The organism is Flavonifractor sp. An10, assembly GCF_002161215.1.
Taxonomy (GTDB): domain Bacteria; phylum Bacillota; class Clostridia; order Oscillospirales; family Oscillospiraceae; genus Flavonifractor; species Flavonifractor avistercoris.
Window position 1 is genome coordinate 385,605 of the sequence record NZ_NFMB01000002.1, and the last position, 22,785, is coordinate 408,389.

Below are 22,785 nucleotides of genomic sequence, written 5' to 3' on the forward strand. Positions count from 1 at the left end.
ATGCCAACACTTGAATGGATTGGAAAAGATAAAGTGGTAAACCACCACCAGGAGGTGCCCTACCGGGTGCTGGAGCGCCAGTACAGCTATGATGAAGCCGGACAGCACGCCGAGGACAATGGCAGCGAAAACATGATTATCCACGGTGACAATCTGGAGGCGCTGAAAGCCCTGCTGCCCCAGTACGAGGGCAAGGTGAAGTGCATCTACATTGATCCTCCATACAATACCGGCAACGAGGCATGGGTATACAACGATAACGTCAATGACCCCAAGATCAAAAGGTGGCTGGGAGAAGTGGTTGGCAAAGAGGGCGAGGACCTTTCCCGGCACGATAAGTGGCTGTGCATGATGTACCCCCGCTTGAAGCTGTTGCAACGGCTGTTGGCGGAGGATGGAGCTATTTTTATTAGTATTGATGATAATGAATTATACAATCTCAAAGAAATCTGCGATGAAATATTTGGGCCTAACTGTTTTGTATCAAATATATCATGGCAAAGAACTTATTCTAAACGGAACGATTCAAAAGGAATTCCAGCAGAGATAGAACATATACTTGTATTTTCCAAGCGAGGCCAATGGATTCCTAAACGATTGCAGCGTACTGCCGCAATGGATGAAGGATATAGTAGCCAAGATGGAGACGAGCACGAATGGTCATCTGTTACAATTAGTGCTCCTGGTGCTGCAACCCACCAAGGAATGGTGTATGCAATACAACATCCGATTACAGGGGAATTACTATATCCACCACTTGGACGCTGTTGGAGCTTTGGGCAGGCACAAATGCTTGAGTGCATGAATGAATGGACAGATTATGAGTTAAGGATAATTAACGACTATGAGAAAAGATGTGAAATTTGTGGCAGCGATCGAGGAGTTTCAAAAGAAATAAATGCGATTATGCTCAAAAAGCCATTTGAAACAGCTCAAGCTGAGGCACTTAATCGATACAATCAAGGAATAAAAAAAGAGCGACCTTGGCCGCTATTGTACTTTACCGCCAAAGGCAAAGGTGGCTTACGAAGAAAACAGTATCTTGATAAGAGTTCTGGAAAAGTGGCTACAAATCTTTGGCCTCATATTGATGTTGGTCATACTGGAGAAGCGGCTAATGAGCTATCGGTAATTTTTAATGGCCGTTCTCCTTTTGATACTCCAAAACCATCCCGTCTTATTGAGCGCATCTTACAAATTGCATCTGATCCTGATTCCATCATTCTTGATTCTTTTGCCGGTTCCGGAACTACCACCCACGCCGTGCTCAACATGAACAAGGCCGACGGCGGCAACCGTAAATTCATCCTGGTGGAAATGATGGACTACGCCGACAGCATCACCGCCGAGCGTGTTAAACGGGTAATTGACGGCTATGGAGAGGGCAAAAAAGCCGTGGAAGGCACCGGCGGCAATTTCAGCTACTATGAGCTGGGTCCTGTACTTCTGCTGCCGAACGGCAACCTCAACGAAGAAGTAGGCCCGCAAAAAATCCGGGAATATGTCTACTTCATGGAGACCAAAGAGCCCCTGCCCGCCGAACAGCCCATGGACGAGCCTTACTTCATGGGCCTGTGCCGCAACACCGCCTATTACTTCTACTATGAGCGGGAAAGCGTCACTACCCTGGACTATGCCTTTTTATCCACCATCCAGACCAAAGCCGAGGGCTACACCATCTATGCCGACCTATGCGCCATCCCCCAGGAGACGCTGCGCCGCCACAACATCACCTTTAAGAAAATCCCTCGGGACATTGCTCGCTTGTAAAGGAGAGACGCAAAATGGCGGAAGAGCTTTCCGAAATATCTAAATTTGTCTCTAGTTACTGGAATTATTACCTTGAGCTTGAGGAAGCCTTTAAGCACACACAGAAATATGTTGCCTTTGACAGACACAATGATCGCACCTACTCTGTTGAGTATTTGAAACTTATTCAGGCTGTGTGCAGTGAGATTGATGTTGTGGCAAAAGAAATTGCAGAACATTTTGACCCAGACTTCTGTACAATTCAAAGGCCCACTATTTCCCACTGGGGATATGTCCTCATTAATAATATGCCCCAAATCGCAAAAGCCCGTATCCACTTTACTAACGGGTATGTGGTCAAACCATGGGATAAGTTTGGATATACCCAATATTCAGATAAAAAAGGAAATATAAGATACAAATTACTTCCAAACTGTGACACACCCAGTTGGTGGAGCGATTACAACAAAATGAAACACCAACGCACATCAAGAAATGCAGATGGTGAAATCAACTTTGTAAAGGCAAATCTTAAAAATATGGTTTTGTCATTGGCAGCACTATACTCCATGGAATGGCTATATATGTGGAGTATTCACACTGAATTTGGGCCTAAAATTGTAGAAAGCAGTGTGTTTGATCTAATATATAGCGATTCTGTTGAAGACATAGGTGGTACATAATATGGAACTGAAATCTTATCAGAAAGAGATCATTGCTGATCTTGCACACTACCTGGAGCTGGTTGTGGAGCTACAAAGCCCGGCAAAGGCGTATCAGGCCCTCTGGAACGAAAAGAATGTTCTGGTGGGCTTGGGAGGTATGCCGAATTATGTGAATGTGCTCCCCGGCGTGCCCCATGTGTGCGCTAAGGTACCCACCGGCGGCGGCAAGACCTATATCGCCGCCAGTTCTCTGCGGACAATTTTTGACGCCATGCCCCAGCTCAGCGCCAAGGCCGTTGTATGGTTGGTGCCCTCCGAGGCCATTCTGACCCAGACCCGTAAGGCACTGGAAAATCCAGACCATCCCTACCGCCAGCGGCTGGATGTGGATTTTGGCGGGCGGGTGCAGGTGTACTCCAAGGAACAGGCCCTCATGGGGCAGAACTTCACCCCCTCTGCTGTGACAAAACAGCTTTCCTTGTTTGTGCTCAGCTATGATTCCTTCCGCACCAGCAAAAAAGAAGGGCGCAAAGCCTATCAGGAGAACGGCTATCTGGCCGAGTTTGCAAAGTGGATGGATGATCCGTCCGTTCTGCTGGCCGATACCGATGAGACGGCGCTGATCCAGGTGATCCGCTATCTCAATCCGGTGGTCATCGTGGACGAGAGCCACCATGCCACTTCGGATTTGAGCGTGGAAATGCTGCAAAACTTTAATCCCAGCTTTGTGTTTGACCTGACCGCCACCCCCAAGAAGAAAAGCAATATCATCTCTTTTGTGGACGCTGCTCGACTGAAAAAGGCCAACATGGTCAAGCTGCCGGTCATCGTCTACAACCGTAAATCTCAGGCCGATGTATACGGGGATGCTATCGCTATTCGTGCCAAGCTGGAGGCACAGGCTAAGCGGGAACAGGAAACCAGCGGGCGCTACATTCGTCCCATCGTTTTGTTCCAGGCACAGCCCCGCAACAATGCGGACAGCACCACATACGAAAAAATCAAGAAGACGCTGGTGGATGGCGGTATTCCCGAAAAGGAAATTGCTATCAAAACCGGCGATAAGGACGAGCTGAAAAATGTGGACTTGCTGTCCCCAGACTGCCCCATCCGGTACATTATCACCGTGAATGCCCTGAAAGAGGGCTGGGACTGCCCCTTTGCCTATGTGCTGGCCACGGTGGCAAACCGTACTTCTACTGTGGATGTGGAGCAGATTTTGGGGCGTGTGCTTCGGCTGCCCTACACGCAGAAGAACAGCAGCGAGGTGCTGAATCTCTCCTATGTTATCACATCTTCCGCAGACTTTCATCAGACGCTGGAGAAGGTTGTGGCCGGGCTGAATAGCGCCGGTTTCAGCAGCCATGACTACCGGGCACAGGATGTGGATGTTCCCGTTATGGCACCTCCCATCGCAGAGACAGAGCAGCTTCCCATTGTAGCCCTTCCCGCTGACGAACCGGATTTGCCGGAGGTAGACGGCTCGGATTTGAAGGCACGTTTTGAAGCAGCTGCACAGGAGGCGGAGCAATCCGTGCAGGATGGAACGATGCAGTCAGACCCTATGCTGTCACAGGCCCTGCAACAGAACAAGACCTATGAGGACGAGATCAACCAGGCCGACAACACCGCTTTGAGCCAGGCTCCATCGGAGGTGCGCGACAAAATGAATCAGTTCCGAATGAATGAGGACTTTGCAGATGAAGCCGCCACCCTGCGTTTCCCCCAATTTATGTTGGAGACTGGCCCCAGCCTGTTTTCGGAAGCCCACGAAACCCTGGAACTGGAACATTTGGAGGGTGGTTTCTCCCTGCGGGACAAAGACGCTCATGTGGATTTCACCACCGTCAACGCTGAGATGGCGCGGGTGGATGTAGACGACAGCAAAGACAGCACCGCAAAGGCGTGGCGGCTGTCCGGCGGTGACAGCGCCTTTTTCCGGGAATGGTTCAACACCCAGCCCTCGGAAAAGCGACTTTCTTTGTGTAAGGGCATTATCAAGCAAAAGCTGTCCAAGATGAACTGCGTCAACGACCGGGAGCTGGATGAGTACATCGACCGGGTGATCGGCACCATGAGCGAAGATCAGCTCTCCGAGCTGGAGCAGTCGCCGTATCCCTATGTCGTAAAGATTCAGGGGAAGGTGAAGGAGCTGATTGCCCAGCATCGCTCCGGCGTCTTTGATACCTGGCTAGAGCAGGACAAGATTTCCTGCCTGCCCAACTATGCGCTGCCAGCGGTGATCTCCCCAACGGCATTTACCTCGATGGTGCCGAAATCGCTCTATACCGCCGAAGAAGATATGAACGAGTACGAGTTCAAGGTGGTGTGGGCACTGTCAGAAATGGGTAACGTTAAGTGGTGGCACCGCAATATCTCCAGACTGGGCTTCCAGATTAACGGGCCTGTTCACGCCTACCCCGACATCATCGTGATGCTCCACAGCGGAAAGGTACTGATGGTAGAAACCAAGGGGGATCACCTGGATAATGATGAGTCCAAGGAGAAAGCCAAAATCGGCGACCAGTGGGCGAAGCTGGCCGGAAAACAGTACAAGTATTACATGGTGTTTGAGACCAAGCAGCCGGACTATCCGGGAGCGTATTCTCTGGAGCGGTTTATGGAGATTGTGAAGGGATTGTAATTTTCCTGAAATATTTGGAGGAAGATATGACCACTAGAATTGAAGTTTGTACAAAGGAAGATGAATCCACAACCGTTAAGGGCGGTATTTTGGAGCAGTTAGTGGCACAAATATTGACGGTTCAGCAGTTTGAAGTTACGCAAACGGTGCGTGTAACTGGCATGGAAATAGATGTATATGCAAGACACAAAATTACAAATCAAGAGATTCTTGTTGAGTGTAAAGCGCATGAGAATGCTTTGCCTGCGGATGTCATCACTAAATTGCTAGGCAACATAATGCTGCGCAAAGCTGATGCTTGTTGGCTTGTTACGACAGGGCCTCTGTCTAAAGATGCTGAAGGCACGCGGATTGAATGGGAGCGAGAATCAAATAGTGACAGAGGAAAATTGGCTTTTTATACGCAGGACAGAATTCTGGATTTATTAGTCGACTCTAAACAAATTCAACCGTTGAATAAAATGCTTGGCCTAATTTCAAATGAATTTGTGGCTGGAGATGATGCAATGTTAATGTGCACCTCTTCAGGCATGTACTGGATCATACCAGTTGTTGATCCTGCGCTGGGAATGTCCTCAACGGTTCTTGCATTTGACGCAGTTCATGGTAAAAGAATTACATCAACTGAACAACTTAATAATTTAAAGGCCCATAAAAACAGCTTTAGTAGTTTTCAATGGCTCGGTAGCGAAAATATTGACTCTAAGCAAACAGAATTGCTTGCCGAAGAATACAGAAACATTGTTCCAGTAATAAGTGGTGATGATTGGAGCGACTATCGCCCAGCAAGACCGGAAGATTTTGTTGGTAGAGCAAAGATTTTGGCAGACATGCTTGAATTTTTAGAATGTGTTAATGGTGGCAATTCAAAAACAAGATTGTTTTCTATAAAAGCACCATCTGGCATGGGAAAAAGTTCTGTTGTATTGAAATTGGCTTCCCTGGTAACAAAAAGCAGAAAGTATTCCAAAAAGTTTTTTGTATACGCAGTAGATGTCCGTACTGCTATGTCAGCACGATATGCAGAGATGGCAATTAAATCTTGCTTTTCTGAAGCTGATTCACAAGGATTTACAGATGTTACAACGAGGGACATCAATTCAACTACTGTAAGTCAATACCTAAATGATAGTTCAATTCAAAAGACATTAGAATATTTAAAACAACACGGGAAAACTATTGTAATTGTATTTGATCAATTTGAAGAGCTGTTTTCTCAAAAGGGTTTGTATCCACTCTTTGATAATATGCGTGTCCTTTGCAATGAGATAGATGCGCTACAAGGTCCACTTGTTTTAGGATTTGCATGGAAAACAGATTTAACGATTCCTGCTGACCATCCAGCATATTATATGTGGTCAAATTTGGCAGATAGGCGTAAAGAATTTGAATTGTCTCAATTTAAGGCAACAGAAATTAAAAGCGCCATTAAGCTTTTTGGTAGGCATTTGCAAGAGCCTGTTAATCCCATTTTAAACAATTACTTAACCAAACAATGTCAAGGATACCCTTGGTTGTTAAAAAAGTTATGCATTCATGTCTTCAAGTTGATACACGATGGAAACAGTCAGGACTATGTTATTGGTCAAAGACTTAATATAGTGGACTTGTTTGAAAGGGATATTTCGGAACTAACGCCAGACCAGCACGCTTGCGTAATAGAGATTGCTAAATCTTCACCGGCGGATTATTTTTCAATTACAGAAACATATGGTAGCGATATGGTGCAAACTCTGATAAATGGAAGAATTGTAATCCGACGTGCATCAAAGTTAACGTTGTACTGGGATATTTTCCGAGATTACGTTTTAAATAAGACTGTTCCAGAACTTATGTTAGATTATATTCCTCAGCAGCAGTTTAGAACAGATATGCGCGCATTCGTGTGCCTGATAGACAAAGGAGATTTGACATCTTCAGAATTGGGAAATGAATTGTCTATAAGTACATCTACAATTGATAATATAATGATTGACGCTGTTATGTTTGGGGTTGCACAAAAAAACTCAAATGCTATACATATCATCCCAAGCACAAAAGAAGCCCTTTTATCCTCTCTACAAACTATTTTTAAGAAGCATACTGTATACATTGAAATAAAAAAATTAGGAATTGAATATTTTGATTATTCCTTATTTGCTAAGATTTTTCATGGAATTTATACCGATACCAATATTAATACCAAGACAAAAGCAACATATTGCAGTAAATTATATAATTGGTTTGTATGCTTGGGATTGTTTGAAGAAACTCACGGCAAAACTCATTTTATAAATGTACCGAGTGCTAAGTCTGCTGTATTTAATTTGGATGCAAGAACTCGTAGAGGTCGATATCAAAGCGGCGGTCAAAATCTATTTTGGGGACAGACTTCTCCTGAAAAAATGATATTTGCGTACAAATTGATTAAGTCTGGACAAACAAACTACGATACGCTTAAATCGAACGGGTACAGGAATGCAATAGAAGCTTTAGTAGCTGCTCGCGCAATAAGAAAACACGGAAATGATGTTTATATTATTTGTAGTCTCTCTCAGGCTTTTACAAATATCAAACAGGCAGATACAATTATATTTTCAAAATCTTTGATGGAGCAAAACCCCTCTATTAAAAGTGATGAAATGGGAATAAAGCTTGAAGAAAAATTTTCAAAGAAATGGAAGGATGGTTCAAGAACACGGTACGGAAATTCGATGATTCTATGGGTCAAATATTTATCATCTAATAGTTTCGAGGAATCTCCCGCTATCAACTGAACACAGCAGAAAATTTTTCAGTATAAAATTGTATATTTACCAACAGCTAAGGGGCTGTTGCAAAATAATGCAACAGCCCCAGCTTTGCTATCCTGATTTTTAAAACGGAAAGCTGAATAACCAGTTTAACCCATAGACACCCTGACTAGATTAACCCAATAGGCACAATCAAATTATTCTCGTCAAAGGCCCCCAGCTTTTCTGCCATGCACAGTATCGCGCCGGTACCACGCTGAAGCGGAGATTTGTCGATCAACTCAAAGACCTTTGTGAGCTTTTTCGGCGGGGTGGCCATCTTCTTGATCTCCAACGGATAGAGCTTTCCGTCCTGCTCCAGCAGCAGGTCGATCTCCTTGGCGTCGCTGTCCCGATAGTAGTAGAGAAACGGCTCCAGCCCCGCGTTCTGGTAGGACTTCATAACCTCAGACACCGTGAAATTCTCCAGCAGCGCCCCGTTCATAGCCCCGGCCATAGCCGTCTCCGGGCTGGTCCACCGGGTCAGATAGCACACCAGGCCAGTGTCGTAAAAATACAGCTTGGGCGTGGAGACCGTCCGTTTCAGCAGATTATTGGAATAGGGGTGCAGCAGAAATATAATACCCAGCGCCTCCAGAATATGCAGCCAACTCTTGGCCGTGGCCTGGTCGATCTCCGCATCATCGGCAATGCCCTTGTAGTTCACCTGCTGACCGGCCCGGGCGGCGGTGGCCCGCAGAAACCGCAGAAATTTCAGACTGTCGATTCCAGAGGACAGCCGCCGCACATCCCGCTCCATATAGGTATCAATATAACTGGAATAGAACAGATTGGCGTTGGTATACTGGCCGGTGACCAGTGCGGGCATACCACCCCGGAAAATCCGCTGATACATGGTCGGAGTGTCGCATACCGGGCAGTGCTGCTGCCGCTTTTGCAGCGCATTCAGATCTACTCGGAAGGGGCCTGCGGCAGGACAATGGAGAATCTCACTCTGTGACATGGGAGACAGGTGGAGCAGAGCCACTCTCCCTGCCAGAGATTCCTGCACACCCTCCATCATTTTGAACAGCTGAGAGCCGGTCATCCAGAAGTCACCCGGCTGGTGGCGCTGATCCACCATCATTTTGATGTAAGGAAACAGCTCCGGGGCATACTGCACCTCGTCGATCAGGAGAGGCGGCTTATGAAGCTGGAAGAACATCTTGGGGTCGGTCTTTGCAAGCTCACGCTCTGTGAGATCGTCCAGAGTGACAACTGTCCGTCCCTGTCCCTCTACCTCGATCAGATGCTCCAACATGGTGGTCTTGCCCACCTGCCGGGGACCTACGATCAGCAATGCGGGATACTGGGAGGAGACCTCCAGAACCACCGGCTCCATGTGGCGGGTAACGTACACATCCCTCACCTCATTTCGGATAATATCAGACTACACTCCTATTTTACCCGAAAAATATGGGTGTGACAAGTCTACCATCCAATTTATTATAGTATTGTGTATATCAGTTCCCGCAGGACAACTTCTTCGGCAGCGGCCCTGAAATTGTTCATGGCTCCTACCCATGCCATCTGGTCTGACTCCTTCAGGCGCTCGTCCACTCCACTGGTAGCTGCCATCTTTTCCACCATATCAATCACCATTTCTTCGGCCCGCAGGTCAATCTCTGCCAGATGGTCATCCAGCTGCCCAACCAGCAGCAAGCGGTCGTACAGCATGGGTCTGTGCTGCTTCAGGTAGGTTTTACGAAGCATACCGTACTTGCCCAGCGGTCGGTCATCTGTCTCCGGCAAGCAGAGATCAGGGTAGTAATAGTCCCCCACCTGGGTATAGGTCAAAGATTGACTCATAGGTCTATTCCTCCTCCGTCATAAAAGTATCCAGGATCAACCTGGCACCCATGCGAAAGCCGCAGACAAAGCTGTCTAGGTCACAGCGGGCATTCAGCTCGCTCCAGGCGTCGGTATACGCCAAGAAACGATCCCTCTGAGGTTCCTCTAGCTGCTCCAGCAGCCATTTTTCCAGATCGGAAAGCGTCCGCTGCACCTTCCTCATTGCTTCGGGATGGATGCTTTCCCGCGCCTGTGGGTCCATATTGCCATAGAAGAATTGCTCTAGATAGCGCATCATTTGCCCTCCTTCTGCTTGGTATGGGCATCCATCTCCTTGTGGAAGGACATCATGGTGACGATATGCCATTGGGATTTGCGGTGGATCGTACGGAACCGCATGGAACAAATAAAGTCAATAAGGACTACTTTGGGGATATAGTAGCTGCCGCCGGACTGGATGTAGTACAGCTCACCCTTGCGGCACCACTGATGGACAGTGGTGGGGCCGTAGCCGATCAACTTGGCCACCTGTCTGCCGGACATTACATCGGGGCAGTCCTTCATCAGCCTCAAGAGATACCCTTTCAGTGCCTTTCTGGTTTTCTCCGGCAGCTCCTTCGACGTCAGGGCCGGAAATTTCGTTTTGCGCTTTGTGTGTTGGGGCAGATACAACTCCGGGCAGATTCCCTTTCCCCGGAGATAAGTCTGCACATCCTCTTTGCGGATCTGATAGCAGCGGGTCTTTTTGCCGGTATATTGGCAGGGTACCTTGCCGGTTTGGAGCAGGTACCTGGCGGTGGATTTGCTGATATGGCACAGCTTATAGAACTGGTCTTTGCTCATCACATCAGGAACGGTATCCCAGTTAATTGGCTCATAATTCATGGCAATCACCTCGTCAGAAATGTTGCATCAAAAAAGCCATTTCCTGTGTGTTGCCAGGTGGGCACTTTCGCCCGCAGTTCTCTCCGTAGTTCTCTCCAAAACGCTTGAGTTCTCTCCAAAAACGGCCAAAACGGGCATTTATTCGAATTTCAGGGGTTTGAGGGCATGGGGCCGGATCAATTAGCGCAAACCGCTGTGGCACAAGGGCTAGACAGCGGATAAAACCGCCTGAAAACGCCTGGGAATTTCAAGAAGTGTATAATTGGACAACCGACTCGAAATCGTTTGATCGGTGATGAGCCGGTCCGTGGGTTCGAATCCCACCGTCTCCGCCAAGGGCTTGTAGTGGGTTACCCACTACGAGCCCTTCTTTTTTATACTGAAGTTTTCCCACGCACAAACATGGCACCCATTGTCGCTGCAGACTGTTCTTGAGCTGAGAAGTCCAAGTGAGCATAAATATCAGCTGTAGTAGAGAATGTGCTGTGGCCAAGCCAGATCTGGATCTGCTTCATTGAAATCCCGTTGCTGAGAAGCAGACTCGCACAAGTATGGCGGAGATCATGGAACCGAATTTTCTTTAGACCGTATTTTTGAATAAGCCAACTGAAATGCTCTGTAACATAATTGGGCCGGAGAAGCCGACCACACTGGTCAACACAGATGTAGTCAAGGTAATCACGGCAGTAGGATTTCTTAAAGAGCCGACGGTACATTTCCTGCTTCTCTTTTTCTTCCAGCAGCAGTTTCTCTACTGCTGGGATTAAAGGCAATGTACGAAAGCTAGACTTGGTTTTCAAGACATCTTCCCCGACTGGAACAAATTTTCCGTCTACTTCAGCTTCAATCACTTTATGGCTAATAGATATAGTCTTATGTTCCAGATCGATTGCATGCCATCGCAACCCGAGAACCTCACTTCGGCGAAGACCATAATAGGCTGCTATTTTTACACAGACCTCTAAAGGATCGGATGCTACTGCATCAAAGAGCTCCAGCATTTCTTCCTCATTATAGAAGGTGCCATGGTAAACATTTTTTTTAGGGCGATCCACCTGGTCTGCTGGATTCCTAGGAAGAATGTCTTTTCGTACCGCATTTTGCAGGGCTTTTCGGATAATTGCATGGTAATGGATAACTGTATTTGTGGTGCATTTATCTTCTAGGATTTTCTGATAAAACGCCTCGATGTGCTGAGGCGTTACATCTATGAGAGGGATGTTCTGGGGGCGAAAATAGGGAATAATGCGTGCTCTCAGCATGTCAGAGTAACTCTGATAGGTTGCAGTGGCAAGTGTTGCACGAACACCCTTAAGCCACTTTTCCATGTACACAGTGAACTCTTGCCGAGCATCTGGGTGGACACCTTTGAACATCGCTTCTTCTTGGGCTTCCCGTTGGAGGCGTTCTTCTTCCACTAGCTCATATTGCATCCGTATTTCATCAAAGACTTTCCGCACCTTCCGCTCACTGGTTCCGACGACTGGAAGTTTCGTAGCAATCCATTTTACCTTCCGCTTACCATTCACCCTTAGATAGAGTAGTGCATAGTAGTAACCATTTTTTTGTTGCAGGCAACCTGTTATCATAATTTCCTCCTTTGTTATAACATGCATGTATTTGCCTGCTGTTGACACCCTCAACATATCATGAAGCGGTTCGAATAGCCATATATAAAACGTAAAAATACCACTTGACTTTTCTACGTGTTTTGGAGGGAGCAGGCTCTAAATGTCTTTTTTAAGACAAGTTAATGTGGCACATTTCCTCGCCCAACAAATATTCAATCACACACAGTTTTGGAATCTTGTAAGTACGTCCCACGCGGACACTGTGGATCTCTTGCTCGGCAAGTAGCCGATAAGCTAGCTTTTTACTAATGCCGCCCAACATTTTACGCAAATCATCAACTTCAACGACATCAGGATATTCGGTAAACATAGGCTGCTGCTGTTTCATTTGGTGTGCCTCCTTTATCAACATTTGGGATGAGCTTCATATCACAAAAACGGAGACCGCCCAAATCCTGCATGAGTATAGGATCGGTATTGCATTGAGACCGCGTAGCTAAAAACATGCGGTTCCCTGATCCCTGTCATAGGCGGGATAATGCAGGGCGATCTCCGTGGCTTCTAACATGAAGCGCTTTTGTTGGCTCTATTCGACACTACTTCCCGAGCCTTGGGCGGCAGCAGACGGACCGCGCTGGTGCGCGTCACGGGAATCTCACCCCTCCGAGGATCTCTCCGAGCTGCCCCCACAAAGTGGTTTTAATATGGGCAGGAGTATCATTACTAGATTGTTGATGAGGGTCGGACTGGGCAAACCCAGACACAATGCGAAACAGCCCACCACAGGCTGCTTTGGGGACGGATGGGAACCGCTCAGCACCTTATTTGGCCGTCTTTGATGCAGGTTGATATCTGCACAGGTGGTCTTGGCGCATCCTCCCGAGTCGCTCTGGCCTCCCTTCCAGGAGGCATCTCATCAACGGACGTATCCCTGTTGCCGGATATTCTATTTTCAACGCCTCATGAAATGCCATCACAGCTGAGAATGAAAATATAGTCTGTGCGTTAACCGAAGGATTTGCTAAACTGAATACAGCAGGCGTAGTCCGGTTGCACCTTGGTGGATTTTCACCCCGTTTGTTCAACGTGGACGAGTTGCCCAAGAGAACAGCAGTATGTTGCGTCACATAAGTGAAGAGCACGAGTAGCAAAGTTCGGATACCCACCCGGGCAATTCCCAGCCTGCATAATTCAGGGAGGGATTTGATGCAAGACATATTGACCTGCGCCATGGGACTGGATATTCATCGTGACGTTATTGTTGCCTGTCTTGCCAAAGGTGAACTGGGCACCGATCCGGAAATCGAGATTCGCTCCTTCAGCACACTTATCCCGGAAATGCGGAAACTGCGGGATTGGGTGTTGGAAGCAGAGTGCCGCTATGTCGCTATGGAGAGCACCGGGATCTACTGGCAGCCTATTTACGAAATGCTGGAGCCATGTTTTGATGGGCAGATCAGCATTCTGGTCGTGAATGCCCGCCACATGAAGAATGTGCCTGGGCGCAAAACGGATATGCGGGACGCGCAATGGATCGCCACATTGCTCCGTGCCGGATTACTAAAGGGAAGTTTTATCCCAGATAAGACCTTCCGGGAACTGCGGCATCTGACCCGGTATCGTAAGAGCATCGTTCGCGACATTACCGCCCAAAAGAATCGCATCGATAAATTTCTGCAAAGCTCCGGTTTCCGCTTCACAGCGTTTCTGTCGGACGCATTTGGCGCTTCCGGGCGAAACATCATCCGTCATCTCATGGAATACGGAAATATTTCGCGGGAAGCTCTGGATCGGTGTCTGAAAACACAGACCCGGAAACGTATCGACGAAATACTGATTGCCTTGAACGGTTCGCTCTCGGAGCACCAGCGCGGCTTTCTTCGCATGATATTTGGGCACTTGGAAGCACTTGAACAGCACCGGCATACTGTGGAGGACGCTATTACGAAAGAGATCATAAAGCACGAAGAGGCATTGAGCCTCCTGTGCTCCATACCGGGTATTGATGTAACTGCGGCAGCAGCCATTATCGCGGAGATTGGTACCGATATGAGTGCCTTTCCGGATTCCCAGCATATATGCTCCTGGGCCGGTTTGAGTCCCGGTAACAACGAGAGTGCCGGAAAACGCAAGAGTGCTCACATTAACAAAGGTAATCCGTATCTGAAGAGTATGCTCTGTGAGGTGGGATGGGTCATCTCCGGAAAACGAAGCTTGTACCTCTCCGGTTGGTACTGGAGGATAAAACAGCGGAAGGGCGCTAAACGTGCAACGATTGCTTTGGCTCGCAAACTGCTGGCGCTGATTTACACGATGTTGAAGACAGGTTCTCCATACAACGAAGACTGTTTTGAGATCCGCAGAAAACAAAGTGAGCGCAAACGGGCCAGCCGTATGGTGAACGAACTGCAAAAGCTGGGGTACTTTGTGGTGGCACCAGGCTGATTCCCACTGTACCATACTTCGGCCGGCGACAGGTTTTGGCCTGCCGCTTTTTGTGCTGCGATGGTTTTTCATGAGGCGTTGAAAGCCTGTTTGTCAAGGTTCACGCCCTCGCTACTTATTTTCGTAGCAAAGAGCAAAAGAGCATCGTTTCCGCTGCTCAAGAAAGGCAGAAACCATCGACTCTGGCCGATGGAATTTCTCCCTTCACTTATCACACGGACATTTTTTTACCGTTTGGGGGGTATCGAAGAAAAACTTTTTTACTTTTTTTCTGATACACGCAATGGAGGCTCTTACGGAAGAATGATCCATTTGGTTTGCTTTGGCATATTCTCGGATACCAACTCCTGACACAATACAGTAAAGGTAGATATCCAGTTGACGTGGAGTAAGAATCTTCATAAATTCTTCTTCTGTTAAATTGGCAATGATCTCATCCTCAAAACTGTTTGGATCAGCCAACCAGTATTCACTGGTGTCGACATCCGCAAGCGTGTTCAGGGAGAGATCTTTGCCTTGCTCTCGCTCCACGTCTTTCTCTCTTCTTATTCGCTTTTCTTCGCAACGTAAAAACCGTAGTACAGGTAGGGATACTTGTGTGATCTCATCAGTGTACTTTACCCGCACCCAGTACTTCTTTTCGCCGTTCTCTTCCGTGGTCCAGATTTCATATTCAAACTCTTTCAGTTTTTTCATAGTGTGATCTCCTTTGAAGTTTTGAATTTTTGAAAATCAAACTTCGGAGATCACGGATATTTAGCGATATAAGTCTCCCAATCCACGCCGGCCCTCCTGGTACCGGGCAGAAAAAAGCCGGGAACGCAACTCAGCGTTCCCGGCAACCTCCTGCCACCATATTGCGGCAGGAGCATAGGAGCCCCAGATGCTTTTCAGCGTCTGGGGCTCCTATAACCTAAGCTATTCACTTTTGTGCATACCTGCCACTATACCGAGTATAGCAGGCGTAAAGTCGGAAGGGAGTAGGGATTAGGTCGGTTTTTCATCGGGAATTAGTCGGGAAATAGTCGGGGTACTTCCATTTCTTCCTGGAGCTCTGGAAGTGCGTATCCAAAGAGGCAAACAGAAAACAGGAAAAGAGCCTCTCGTTTCCGGTCATAGAAGACACTTCGCTCCATGCTTAACTCATCCAGTAGTTCTTTCTCCGTACTGTTAAAGCGGTGAATAAACTGCTTGACCAGTATCTCATAATAAAGTTCTCCGCGGTCCGGATATCGTTTCAGGCGAAGCAAGGCCCGGTCAATCACATCTACCAGCATTCGACTCTCCATAACACAACAGACCTTTTCCTCAAATTCCTGGAGGTCAATATCCGGGGCGAAATTTTCCAGATAGCAGAGGCCAGCGTCGGCATCTCGGCTACCAAGTTGCCAAGCATACTCATGCAGTTCTTCTGCTCGTTCACTGAGTACCCATACTACATCCCGATAAATTTTCAGGATTATTTTTACGCGGTGGTACGCTGATTGGCTATCAATACCAAGGGAGTCCATCTGCTTTTTACATTTCTGAACCGTGAGGCTCTCTTTTCTCATCATATCTCCTCCTGTTTTGTTCGCTAAATTGCGAACAAAACACACAGCATGAAGCCATGTAACAATCTTAGGGCTTGAAGTCCTTTTACAACAGATGGCGTTATCGAACCAGCTTTACAGCAAATTATGCGTTTCTAAGCGAATCTGTATTGCCTGTTTGGACACCTGAAAGATTTGCGCCATTTCTACAATTATTTGTCCTCCAGTTTTACCAGATCGAAGTTGGTAAAAGCATTTTTTGATTTGGGGGATAGGCATTAAGAGTGCCGTTGCCAATGCATCTGCTTGCCACTCAATCAGGCCATGGCTTTCATCTGAGGATGTTTTGCCTTCATAGGCAGCCACATCTCCGGTTCCAGAGTATAATTTTTGATGAAGCACCCAATGGCCAAGCTCATGGGCGCAGGTAAACCGCATTCTGCCAAGAAGCCTGTTTGTACAGAGCCGCTCATCCACCAAAATTGTCCCTGCCTTAACAGCGATCAAACGATATCGTTTCTCTAGGTGGTCATATAGAATCGCTGCACCGTCATCAAAGATCGTTTCCCCAAGGACACTCCCATTTTTGCGGAGGGTGTGGTACTCCAGAATCAGGTTAAACTTTGTTTCAATGATTGTTTCGATTGGAACCGCTTGCGGAGGGCCTTCCAGCAATGTGCGATCATACTCCTGTAGGACCTTTCGCCCGATAGCTTCAATGGCTTCCAACCGGTACTTCGGAGCATACAAGGAAATCCCTCCTTTTAGCTCTGGCGGTTTTTCAGCATTTTCATAAATGCTGTCCATTCCTCATCTGTAGCATCTACTTCTTTTGCAACTCTCAGGGCTGCTCGTACTATATCGTGCTTGCGTATATAGTCAGGAAGATCTGCAGGAACTGCTTGTCTGGAATCTGCAGCTAAGTCTAAAAGCATTTCATGTTCTTGCTTGTCCAACTCCAGAAAAGAGGAAATCCGTTCAACAAATTTACCCTCTGGAGCAGGACGGCGCCCCTGTTCAATATCACAGAGATACCCATAGGCAATCCCAAGGTGCTTTGCGGCATCGCGGAGGTTCAGCTTGGCCTCCTTACGTTTTGCGCTAATAAAAGCGCCAAAAGTCATCTTGTCTGCCTCCTTCCTTATGACGGTTCACTTCATTGCGAACACCTTATTTACAGTATAGTTCAAACAAGTGTTCTATTCAAGCGGCAAAAAAATATTCAGGGTGAGGTGTTAAAAACTCATAACACCTCACCCTGTTGTCACAGAAATTTACCAGCGATCTGGGTCATCTCCTCCACACATTCTTTGGGAGATATGATCTTAATGCTTCCCATGAATTTAAATACCCATCCATAAAAGGTTCCGCTGGGGTTCACTTCAATTTGGGCCACAAAATGATCATTATCGTATGGATGTGTGGGAATTGCCTCCCCATAGTAATCAACGATAGTCTTCATAAATTGATTCTCACAAAGAAGTTCGACAAGTACTGTGCGGCCAGCCGCAAACATATCAATCATTTTATTGGTGTAGTCGGCAACATCAAAATCAGGGTGGGGAACATAGGTGGACTCTAAGATTTCTACTCCGGCCAGACGGTCTACACGGAAGTGCGCCATGCCATGATGCTTATGGGAATATCCGATCAGGTAGTAGTGATCGTTTTTCCATTCCAGGGCGTAGGGATCCATCTTATAGAAATAGCCATTATGTTTGAGAATTCGCTCTTTATTCGGTGTGTACTCGTAATACTGAAATTGGATTTGATGACTCTCCAATATGGCATTTTGGATACCATCAATGATGTAATAGACCTTTTCGTTATGTGGCTTAATTCGGCTCGAAATCGCAGCCAGGTGCTGGAGCTTTTCGGCCTCTGACTCACTGGTCAACCGACAGAGCTTTTGGATGAGTTCATTCGTTTTATCTGCAGATATAACCTTAGAGGATGCAACCGCATCTGTGAGCATCTTTAATTCGGGATATTCAAACATCCGTGCGCCAATAAAATACTGGTTCTGTGTGCTTTTAATCACCACCACATCAATCCCAGCTGCAATGAGGTCTTGAAGATCTCCATACACCGTCTGCCGCACCGCATAGATACCCTTTCTTTTGAGGAAATCCAGCATATCAGCTATGGTGGCAGGATGTTCTTCATCTGTCCGCAAATAAAGGTATTTCAACAGTTCTAAGACTCTAGTGTTATTTTGCTTTCGCATAGCTATGTCCCCCGGTTATTGAAACACACTACTGTTCTGACCTTTGGCAACGCACAACCTTATGTTGATAAGCATAACTGTATCACATCACACTATAGTTGTATATGGCCCAAGTGTCAGGTGATCCGATATCCTCCTTTTGTCAGGTCCTGAATGAAATGAAACCATTCCTCGAGGGAGGCAAAACTGACCTCTTGATAACCTGCTCTTGGCTGAGTCGATACTACTTTTTCTTCCTGTGAATACCAGACATGCTTTGTCAGCACAGGCATTTTATCATCCATCTCTATCCGTCCCAAACACACTCACATTTACCGCTGACCAGCAGCAAATTCACCCATATTGATGTCCAGCACCCCTCTGGGCGGCTGGATCAGGGCGTCCTCATACTGGCACTTCCACTGGAGCTCCCGGCTCATCTGTCCATTCTCCACACCATCTACGGTTTCCCCATCCTGAATGGGGTTGTCATTGGCCAGAATATAGGACGCCACATTATAGGCGTGGTTTACCACCCAGTTGGGGTCCATGTCGTGGAAGTGATACTGGAGATCTGGCAAAAACAGGGTGCTCATGCCCACCGTGTCGATGAGCATATCCTCAGTGCCCTCGATGTTGAAGAAGCGAACATTGACGCCAAAGCGGATGAACCGATCCGGGCCTTCAATCTGATGGGAGCGCACATCCTCCGCCAGAAACAGCTTGCCGCAGTTCTGGAAATAGAACGCCTCACAGGTGGGATACAGTTCCGCCAGAGCATCCAAAAAGTCGGCATCCAGGTTGGCCCGCTCCAGCGCCGGAAGCGCTGCTGCCAGCATATCGGTGGCCAACACCTGATACCGGCACTCCCGGAAGATCCGCTCCCGGTCCTCCTGGCAGTCCCACATCTGGCTCATCAGGAAGGCGTCAAAGCCTTTGCCCTTGAACTTGTCGCATTTCATCACCATCAGCTGCACCGGGCATTTGCCGTCCTGAAATTCCGCGATATGATCCAGGGCGGCAAAGCCGGCCATCTTTTTATCACGGCAGAAACACTCTACGGCGCCGATGTGCTTTTCCATCACAGCGGTCATTTCATCCTTGTCTGGCATATCCACCGGCTCTTTGAATAGCATCTGAATGAGATAGGGGCCGCCGGGCTGTGGGCCTTTTTTGTCATCCAGGTTTTGCTGGAACACTTTATTGCTCATTTGATTTCCTCCTGTTTTTTATGAACTTACGGTTGCTGCATAGCGCCAGTGCCACTCATCCCAGAAGGCAAGATGCGTCTTCTTTCTAAAGCTCATATTTTGCGTTAATGCTTTATTTCGTAATGCGGCAATTCACTTTCTGTCAGGCAAAAATGCCATTACAGCACCTACAATGCCAATGATTGAAAAAATCAAAGACCATCTAAAAGATAGGTCAAAAAAAGCTGCATTGCCGTACCCTAACATCAACATGATAGAAACTAATATAAGTGCTATTCCTTGTAGTTGCTTTTTCATAGACATTTTACCTCCCGATGATTTTAATAATCCAGTAAAATGGGCACCCACTGTTCCTCAGCAAACCGCATGGCCCGCCAGAACATGGAGAAGGCAAACTTGGCCAGGGATTGGGTGTCATACTGGGTGTGTTCCGGGATGTCCGCCTTGCTATACTGTCCATCTGCGTCTATGGTTCCGTCTACCGGGTATCCTTCCGTATCCGCCCAATCAAGGATGGTATCCTCATCGGCCTGCCACGCCAGCTGGTTCAGCTTCTCCAGCTCCTTCCGCAGTCCGCCCAGGGTGGCGATCATCGCCTGATCATCGGTGGGCAGAGGCGCCTGAAAGAAGAAGGGGTCCGCCAGAGGCAACCACCAGGTAGCCCCATGGAACAGGGACCACACCCGTTCCTCGTCCGATGCAAGGCGGGCGACCAGAGGATGCTCCCCGAAGTTCCAGTCCTTCTCCACGGTGGATGGCACCGGCTCATCGTATGTATGGCAGGCGGCCACCAGAAGCATAGCGCCGAAGGCATCCCAATCCGGCTTGTCGGTGTAATAGGGCTTCTCATTATCTTCCGGCCAGGGGGTGTAGGGGGGCTGGCCCGGTTGAGAAATGGCGCTCAAGATCTGATCCCGCCAGTTCTCCACTGCAGCCTGGACCTCAGCTGGGGACATTTCTTCCTCGTTATCAGCAGCTTCTCCATCCGGCGTGATTTTTTGAAAGCCCCATCCATTTTCCTCCGCCCACTGCTGAACAACAGTTTTCCAGTTGTGAGAATAGTACCGGGTCAGTGTTCCGGCGTAGATGTCAAGTCCCATAGTGATGCCTCCTTTTCCGCTTGGTCAAAGCTGTTCCAGGGTACAGTCGTGCCCGGAATGGTCCGTATCCAAAATGATTTCCACAATGGTGTCCATAGTCTCTTTCCCGAGATTACGGACGCTTTTTTCATAGGCCAACCACTGGATGTGGATGGGTTGTCCATACTCATGCCGCCCGAAACCGCCCCGGAGAATATCATTGAAAGCATTCAGGTTCCGACCGATCTTCCGGTCCAAACCGAATGTAAATACCCGCTCCACTTCGTCATAAAACCCGGCCATGTTAGAAAAGCGGCGGCCGTCGATGGTGAACTTCTGCCGCTGTGGTTGGTCTGCTGTAAACACCCGGTCGATCTGCTCCAGATTATACTCCAAGATCCAGCCATGAAATTGATGGTAAAGCGGCAAAAGCAGTTCTCTGGAACTGCCCAGCACATCCAGCCCCCGGTCATCGTACAGGTGGTAGAGGAACGGTCCAGGCCCTGTCAGATAGACGCTGGACACAAAGCCGCTCCAGCCTCCGATATCTCCCAGAATGATCTCCTGCAAAAGTTGCTCCGGCTGAAAGGTAATCCCGCTGAGATCCCAGTAAAACTGCACTTGTGCATGGGTATCCCCATCTTCGTCCATCTCTATGGCCGGAAGTTGCTCATTGGGAACCGGGAGTCCCATTCGCTGCCGGATAACGGTCAGCAGGGACTCGGCAGGTTCTTCAACGGGATACCCGTCGATCCGCAGAAGGTCCGGCACCTCCGGAAGTGCCCGATAGATCGCGGCGGCCCGGTTCAGCGCCCCCTGAACATAGGCGGGGTTGGTTCTCAATTTCGCCGCACTCCTGTCCAGATAGATTGGTTCCTCCCCACCGATCTCAAACCGAATGCCTACCGGCGCATGGTAGAACAGAGGGTGTTCCAGCTGCTCCATGCCAAGGTCAGTAATTGTTTTCTGAAATTTTTCTGCCAGCATGCTACTTCCTCAATCCTCATCCCCGGCCTTAAAGTTGTAGATGGGGCGGATGATTCTCCTCACCTCCGCCGTGGGACCGATATTGTCCAGAATATCCTGCATCCCCTTGTAGGCCATGGGACACTCATCCAGGGTGGCGTTGCTCACCGAGGTGGTGTAGATTTCCGCCATCTGCTTTTTGAACTCGGACACCGTGAAGGACTGCTTGGCGTCCGCCCGACTCATTAGGCGGCCGGCACCGTGGGGAGCGGAGCAGTTCCAGTCCTCGTTGCCCTTGCCCACACAGAGCAGGCTCCCGTCCCGCATATTGATGGGGATGAGCAACTGCTCGCCCTCCTTGGCGGACACAGCCCCTTTCCGCAGGATCATAGCATCGGTGTCGATATAGTTGTGGATGGTGGTGAATTGCTCCTCCACATGGAGCTTCATGCCTTTGACGATCTCGTCCATCATAGCTTGCCGGTTGAGCATGGCGAAGTGCTGGACGATCTTCATGTCGTGGATATACTGCTCAAACAGTTCCCCGGACACATAGGCCAGGGCTTTAGGGATACTGGTCTGTTTGAGGTTTTTCAGCTTCTTCAGTTCTTTCTGGATTTCCTTCTCCCGGCCCTCTGCCTTCATCTGAGCCACCAGCGCCTGCAGGGAGGCATCGTCGGTGCGGTTGAGCACCTTGTAGCCCGCCTCCTGATAGTAGGCGGCCACCTCTACGCCCAGATGACGGCTGCCGGAGTGAACCACGATGTAGAGATTCCCTTCATCGTCCTTGTCCACCTCAATGAAATGGTTCCCGCCACCCAGGGTGCCGATGCTCTTTTCTGCCCGGAGCAGGTCCACATGGCGGGCACAGCACAGTTCGCTCAGGTCGATCTCATCGAGATAGCGGTGGGCCTTATCCCGTATGGAGAAGCCGGAGGGGATCTTCTCATAGATCAACTTGTCCAGTTTCTGAAGCTCCAGCCGTCCCTCCCGGATGCGGGTGGTCTCCATGCCGCACCCAATGTCCACACCCACCAGATTGGGTACCACCCTATCGGTGATGGTCATCGTCGTGCCGATGGTGCAGCCTGCCCCGGCGTGGATGTCGGGCATGAGCCGGATACGGCTGCCGGCCGCGAATTCCTGATTGCACAGTTCCTGAACCTGTGCGATGGAGGCGCTGTCCACCACATCGGTGAAAATCTTGGCCTCGTTGTATTTTCCTTTGATTTCGATCATGGTTTCCTCGCAATATTCTATGGGGCATGGC

Annotated in this window: 22 protein-coding genes; 5 read left to right on the forward strand and 17 right to left on the reverse strand. The window is 48.4% G+C overall.

The genetic code is table 11. The features are described from left to right. Genes B5E42_RS04665 through B5E42_RS04680 form a run of 4 tightly spaced genes read left to right on the forward strand, consistent with a single transcriptional unit; the run spans position 1 to position 7,814 of the window. A complete protein-coding gene (locus B5E42_RS04665) occupies positions 1–1,770 on the forward strand; it encodes a site-specific DNA-methyltransferase (RefSeq protein ID WP_087237117.1) in 1,770 nt (589 codons plus the stop codon). Positions 1,771–1,784: 14 nt separating this feature from the next. Then, positions 1,785–2,432 (forward strand): hypothetical protein, encoded by a 648-nt coding sequence (locus B5E42_RS04670; protein WP_087237119.1) that lies wholly within the window; start codon positions 1,785–1,787, stop codon positions 2,430–2,432. A 1-nt stretch (position 2,433) separates the two neighbouring features. After that, on the forward strand, positions 2,434–5,058 hold the full coding sequence (locus B5E42_RS04675; protein WP_087237121.1) for a DEAD/DEAH box helicase family protein: 2,625 nt from the start codon (positions 2,434–2,436) through the stop codon (positions 5,056–5,058). Between the two features lie 26 nt (positions 5,059–5,084). Beyond that, positions 5,085–7,814, forward strand: coding sequence for a restriction endonuclease (locus B5E42_RS04680; protein WP_087237123.1), 2,730 nt, complete (start codon positions 5,085–5,087; stop codon positions 7,812–7,814). A gap of 145 nt (positions 7,815–7,959) precedes the next feature. On the opposite strand, the gene B5E42_RS04685 is transcribed toward B5E42_RS04680, so the two are convergent. The 6 genes from B5E42_RS04685 to B5E42_RS04710 form a co-directional block, all read right to left on the reverse strand. Next, positions 7,960–9,171 (reverse strand): ATP-binding protein, encoded by a 1,212-nt coding sequence (locus tag B5E42_RS04685; RefSeq protein ID WP_087237441.1) that lies wholly within the window; start codon positions 9,169–9,171, stop codon positions 7,960–7,962. Between the two features lie 104 nt (positions 9,172–9,275). Further along, positions 9,276–9,638: a TnpV protein gene (locus B5E42_RS04690; protein WP_087237126.1), complete on the reverse strand. Its 363-nt coding sequence runs from the start codon at positions 9,636–9,638 to the stop codon at positions 9,276–9,278. Between the two features lie 4 nt (positions 9,639–9,642). After that, complete coding sequence (locus B5E42_RS04695) at positions 9,643–9,915, reverse strand: DUF6809 family protein (protein WP_087237129.1); 273 nt, start codon at positions 9,913–9,915, stop codon at positions 9,643–9,645. After that, positions 9,915–10,505, reverse strand: coding sequence for a helix-turn-helix domain-containing protein (locus B5E42_RS04700; protein WP_087237132.1), 591 nt, complete (start codon positions 10,503–10,505; stop codon positions 9,915–9,917). The genes B5E42_RS04695 and B5E42_RS04700 overlap by 1 nt, the downstream gene beginning before the upstream one ends. 374 nt (positions 10,506–10,879) lie before the next feature. Beyond that, a complete protein-coding gene (locus B5E42_RS04705) occupies positions 10,880–12,094 on the reverse strand; it encodes a site-specific integrase (RefSeq protein ID WP_087237134.1) in 1,215 nt (404 codons plus the stop codon). 151 nt (positions 12,095–12,245) lie between these two features. Beyond that, the gene (locus tag B5E42_RS04710) at positions 12,246–12,464 is read right to left on the reverse strand and encodes a helix-turn-helix domain-containing protein (protein ID WP_087237136.1); all 219 of its coding nucleotides are present in this window, start codon (positions 12,462–12,464) and stop codon (positions 12,246–12,248) included. A gap of 818 nt (positions 12,465–13,282) precedes the next feature. Between B5E42_RS04710 and B5E42_RS04715 the strand changes: the two genes are divergently transcribed. Next, positions 13,283–14,521: an IS110 family transposase gene (locus tag B5E42_RS04715; protein WP_087235867.1), complete on the forward strand. Its 1,239-nt coding sequence runs from the start codon at positions 13,283–13,285 to the stop codon at positions 14,519–14,521. 204 nt (positions 14,522–14,725) lie between these two features. On the opposite strand, the gene B5E42_RS04720 is transcribed toward B5E42_RS04715, so the two are convergent. From B5E42_RS04720 to B5E42_RS04760, 11 genes are all read right to left on the reverse strand, one after another. After that, entirely contained in the window at positions 14,726–15,217 is a 492-nt protein-coding gene (locus B5E42_RS04720; protein ID WP_087237138.1) for a hypothetical protein, read from the reverse strand. Positions 15,218–15,531: 314 nt separating this feature from the next. Further along, on the reverse strand, positions 15,532–16,074 hold the full coding sequence (locus B5E42_RS04725) for a hypothetical protein (protein WP_087237140.1): 543 nt from the start codon (positions 16,072–16,074) through the stop codon (positions 15,532–15,534). 114 nt (positions 16,075–16,188) lie between these two features. Further along, a complete protein-coding gene (locus B5E42_RS04730) occupies positions 16,189–16,803 on the reverse strand; it encodes an ImmA/IrrE family metallo-endopeptidase (RefSeq protein ID WP_204244378.1) in 615 nt (204 codons plus the stop codon). Between the two features lie 14 nt (positions 16,804–16,817). After that, positions 16,818–17,177 carry a helix-turn-helix transcriptional regulator gene (locus B5E42_RS04735; protein WP_087237144.1) on the reverse strand — a complete coding sequence of 120 codons (360 nt, stop codon included), beginning with the start codon at positions 17,175–17,177 and terminating at the stop codon, positions 16,818–16,820. Positions 17,178–17,317: 140 nt separating this feature from the next. Further along, positions 17,318–18,280 carry a WYL domain-containing protein gene (locus B5E42_RS04740; RefSeq protein ID WP_087237146.1) on the reverse strand — a complete coding sequence of 321 codons (963 nt, stop codon included), beginning with the start codon at positions 18,278–18,280 and terminating at the stop codon, positions 17,318–17,320. 116 nt (positions 18,281–18,396) lie between these two features. Continuing rightward, complete coding sequence (locus B5E42_RS19115; protein ID WP_162613911.1) at positions 18,397–18,564, reverse strand: hypothetical protein; 168 nt, start codon at positions 18,562–18,564, stop codon at positions 18,397–18,399. 27 nt (positions 18,565–18,591) lie between these two features. After that, positions 18,592–19,470 carry a DUF4261 domain-containing protein gene (locus tag B5E42_RS04745; RefSeq protein WP_087237148.1) on the reverse strand — a complete coding sequence of 293 codons (879 nt, stop codon included), beginning with the start codon at positions 19,468–19,470 and terminating at the stop codon, positions 18,592–18,594. 132 nt (positions 19,471–19,602) lie between these two features. Next, a complete protein-coding gene (locus tag B5E42_RS19120) occupies positions 19,603–19,767 on the reverse strand; it encodes a hypothetical protein (RefSeq protein ID WP_162613912.1) in 165 nt (54 codons plus the stop codon). Between the two features lie 23 nt (positions 19,768–19,790). Further along, positions 19,791–20,570 carry a hypothetical protein gene (locus B5E42_RS04750; RefSeq protein WP_087237150.1) on the reverse strand — a complete coding sequence of 260 codons (780 nt, stop codon included), beginning with the start codon at positions 20,568–20,570 and terminating at the stop codon, positions 19,791–19,793. Positions 20,571–20,594: 24 nt separating this feature from the next. After that, positions 20,595–21,536, reverse strand: coding sequence for a DUF3885 domain-containing protein (locus B5E42_RS04755; RefSeq protein ID WP_087237153.1), 942 nt, complete (start codon positions 21,534–21,536; stop codon positions 20,595–20,597). A 9-nt stretch (positions 21,537–21,545) separates the two neighbouring features. Further along, the gene (locus tag B5E42_RS04760; RefSeq protein WP_087237155.1) at positions 21,546–22,754 is read right to left on the reverse strand and encodes an RtcB family protein; all 1,209 of its coding nucleotides are present in this window, start codon (positions 22,752–22,754) and stop codon (positions 21,546–21,548) included. Positions 22,755–22,785: the final 31 nt, after the last annotated feature.

Excerpts from the sequence above, each read along its gene's own strand:
- B5E42_RS04705 (WP_087237134.1), bottom strand. The coding sequence starts at position 12,094 with ATGATAACAGGTTGCCTGCAACAAAAAAATGGTTACTACTATGCACTA.
- B5E42_RS04755 (WP_087237153.1), bottom strand. The coding sequence starts at position 21,536 with ATGCTGGCAGAAAAATTTCAGAAAACAATTACTGACCTTGGCATGGAG.
- B5E42_RS04690 (WP_087237126.1), bottom strand. The coding sequence starts at position 9,638 with ATGAGTCAATCTTTGACCTATACCCAGGTGGGGGACTATTACTACCCT.
- B5E42_RS04745 (WP_087237148.1), bottom strand. The coding sequence starts at position 19,470 with ATGAGCAATAAAGTGTTCCAGCAAAACCTGGATGACAAAAAAGGCCCA.
- B5E42_RS04685 (WP_087237441.1), bottom strand. The coding sequence starts at position 9,171 with ATGGAGCCGGTGGTTCTGGAGGTCTCCTCCCAGTATCCCGCATTGCTG.
- B5E42_RS04735 (WP_087237144.1), bottom strand. The coding sequence starts at position 17,177 with ATGACTTTTGGCGCTTTTATTAGCGCAAAACGTAAGGAGGCCAAGCTG.
- B5E42_RS04665 (WP_087237117.1), top strand. The coding sequence starts at position 1 with ATGCCAACACTTGAATGGATTGGAAAAGATAAAGTGGTAAACCACCAC.
- B5E42_RS19115 (WP_162613911.1), bottom strand. The coding sequence starts at position 18,564 with ATGGATGATAAAATGCCTGTGCTGACAAAGCATGTCTGGTATTCACAG.
- B5E42_RS04675 (WP_087237121.1), top strand. The coding sequence starts at position 2,434 with ATGGAACTGAAATCTTATCAGAAAGAGATCATTGCTGATCTTGCACAC.
- B5E42_RS04720 (WP_087237138.1), bottom strand. The coding sequence starts at position 15,217 with ATGAAAAAACTGAAAGAGTTTGAATATGAAATCTGGACCACGGAAGAG.
- B5E42_RS04715 (WP_087235867.1), top strand. The coding sequence starts at position 13,283 with ATGCAAGACATATTGACCTGCGCCATGGGACTGGATATTCATCGTGAC.
- B5E42_RS04670 (WP_087237119.1), top strand. The coding sequence starts at position 1,785 with ATGGCGGAAGAGCTTTCCGAAATATCTAAATTTGTCTCTAGTTACTGG.
- B5E42_RS04760 (WP_087237155.1), bottom strand. The coding sequence starts at position 22,754 with ATGATCGAAATCAAAGGAAAATACAACGAGGCCAAGATTTTCACCGAT.
- B5E42_RS04680 (WP_087237123.1), top strand. The coding sequence starts at position 5,085 with ATGACCACTAGAATTGAAGTTTGTACAAAGGAAGATGAATCCACAACC.
- B5E42_RS04725 (WP_087237140.1), bottom strand. The coding sequence starts at position 16,074 with ATGAGAAAAGAGAGCCTCACGGTTCAGAAATGTAAAAAGCAGATGGAC.
- B5E42_RS04710 (WP_087237136.1), bottom strand. The coding sequence starts at position 12,464 with ATGAAACAGCAGCAGCCTATGTTTACCGAATATCCTGATGTCGTTGAA.
- B5E42_RS04750 (WP_087237150.1), bottom strand. The coding sequence starts at position 20,570 with ATGGGACTTGACATCTACGCCGGAACACTGACCCGGTACTATTCTCAC.
- B5E42_RS04700 (WP_087237132.1), bottom strand. The coding sequence starts at position 10,505 with ATGAATTATGAGCCAATTAACTGGGATACCGTTCCTGATGTGATGAGC.
- B5E42_RS19120 (WP_162613912.1), bottom strand. The coding sequence starts at position 19,767 with ATGAAAAAGCAACTACAAGGAATAGCACTTATATTAGTTTCTATCATG.
- B5E42_RS04695 (WP_087237129.1), bottom strand. The coding sequence starts at position 9,915 with ATGCGCTATCTAGAGCAATTCTTCTATGGCAATATGGACCCACAGGCG.
- B5E42_RS04740 (WP_087237146.1), bottom strand. The coding sequence starts at position 18,280 with ATGCGAAAGCAAAATAACACTAGAGTCTTAGAACTGTTGAAATACCTT.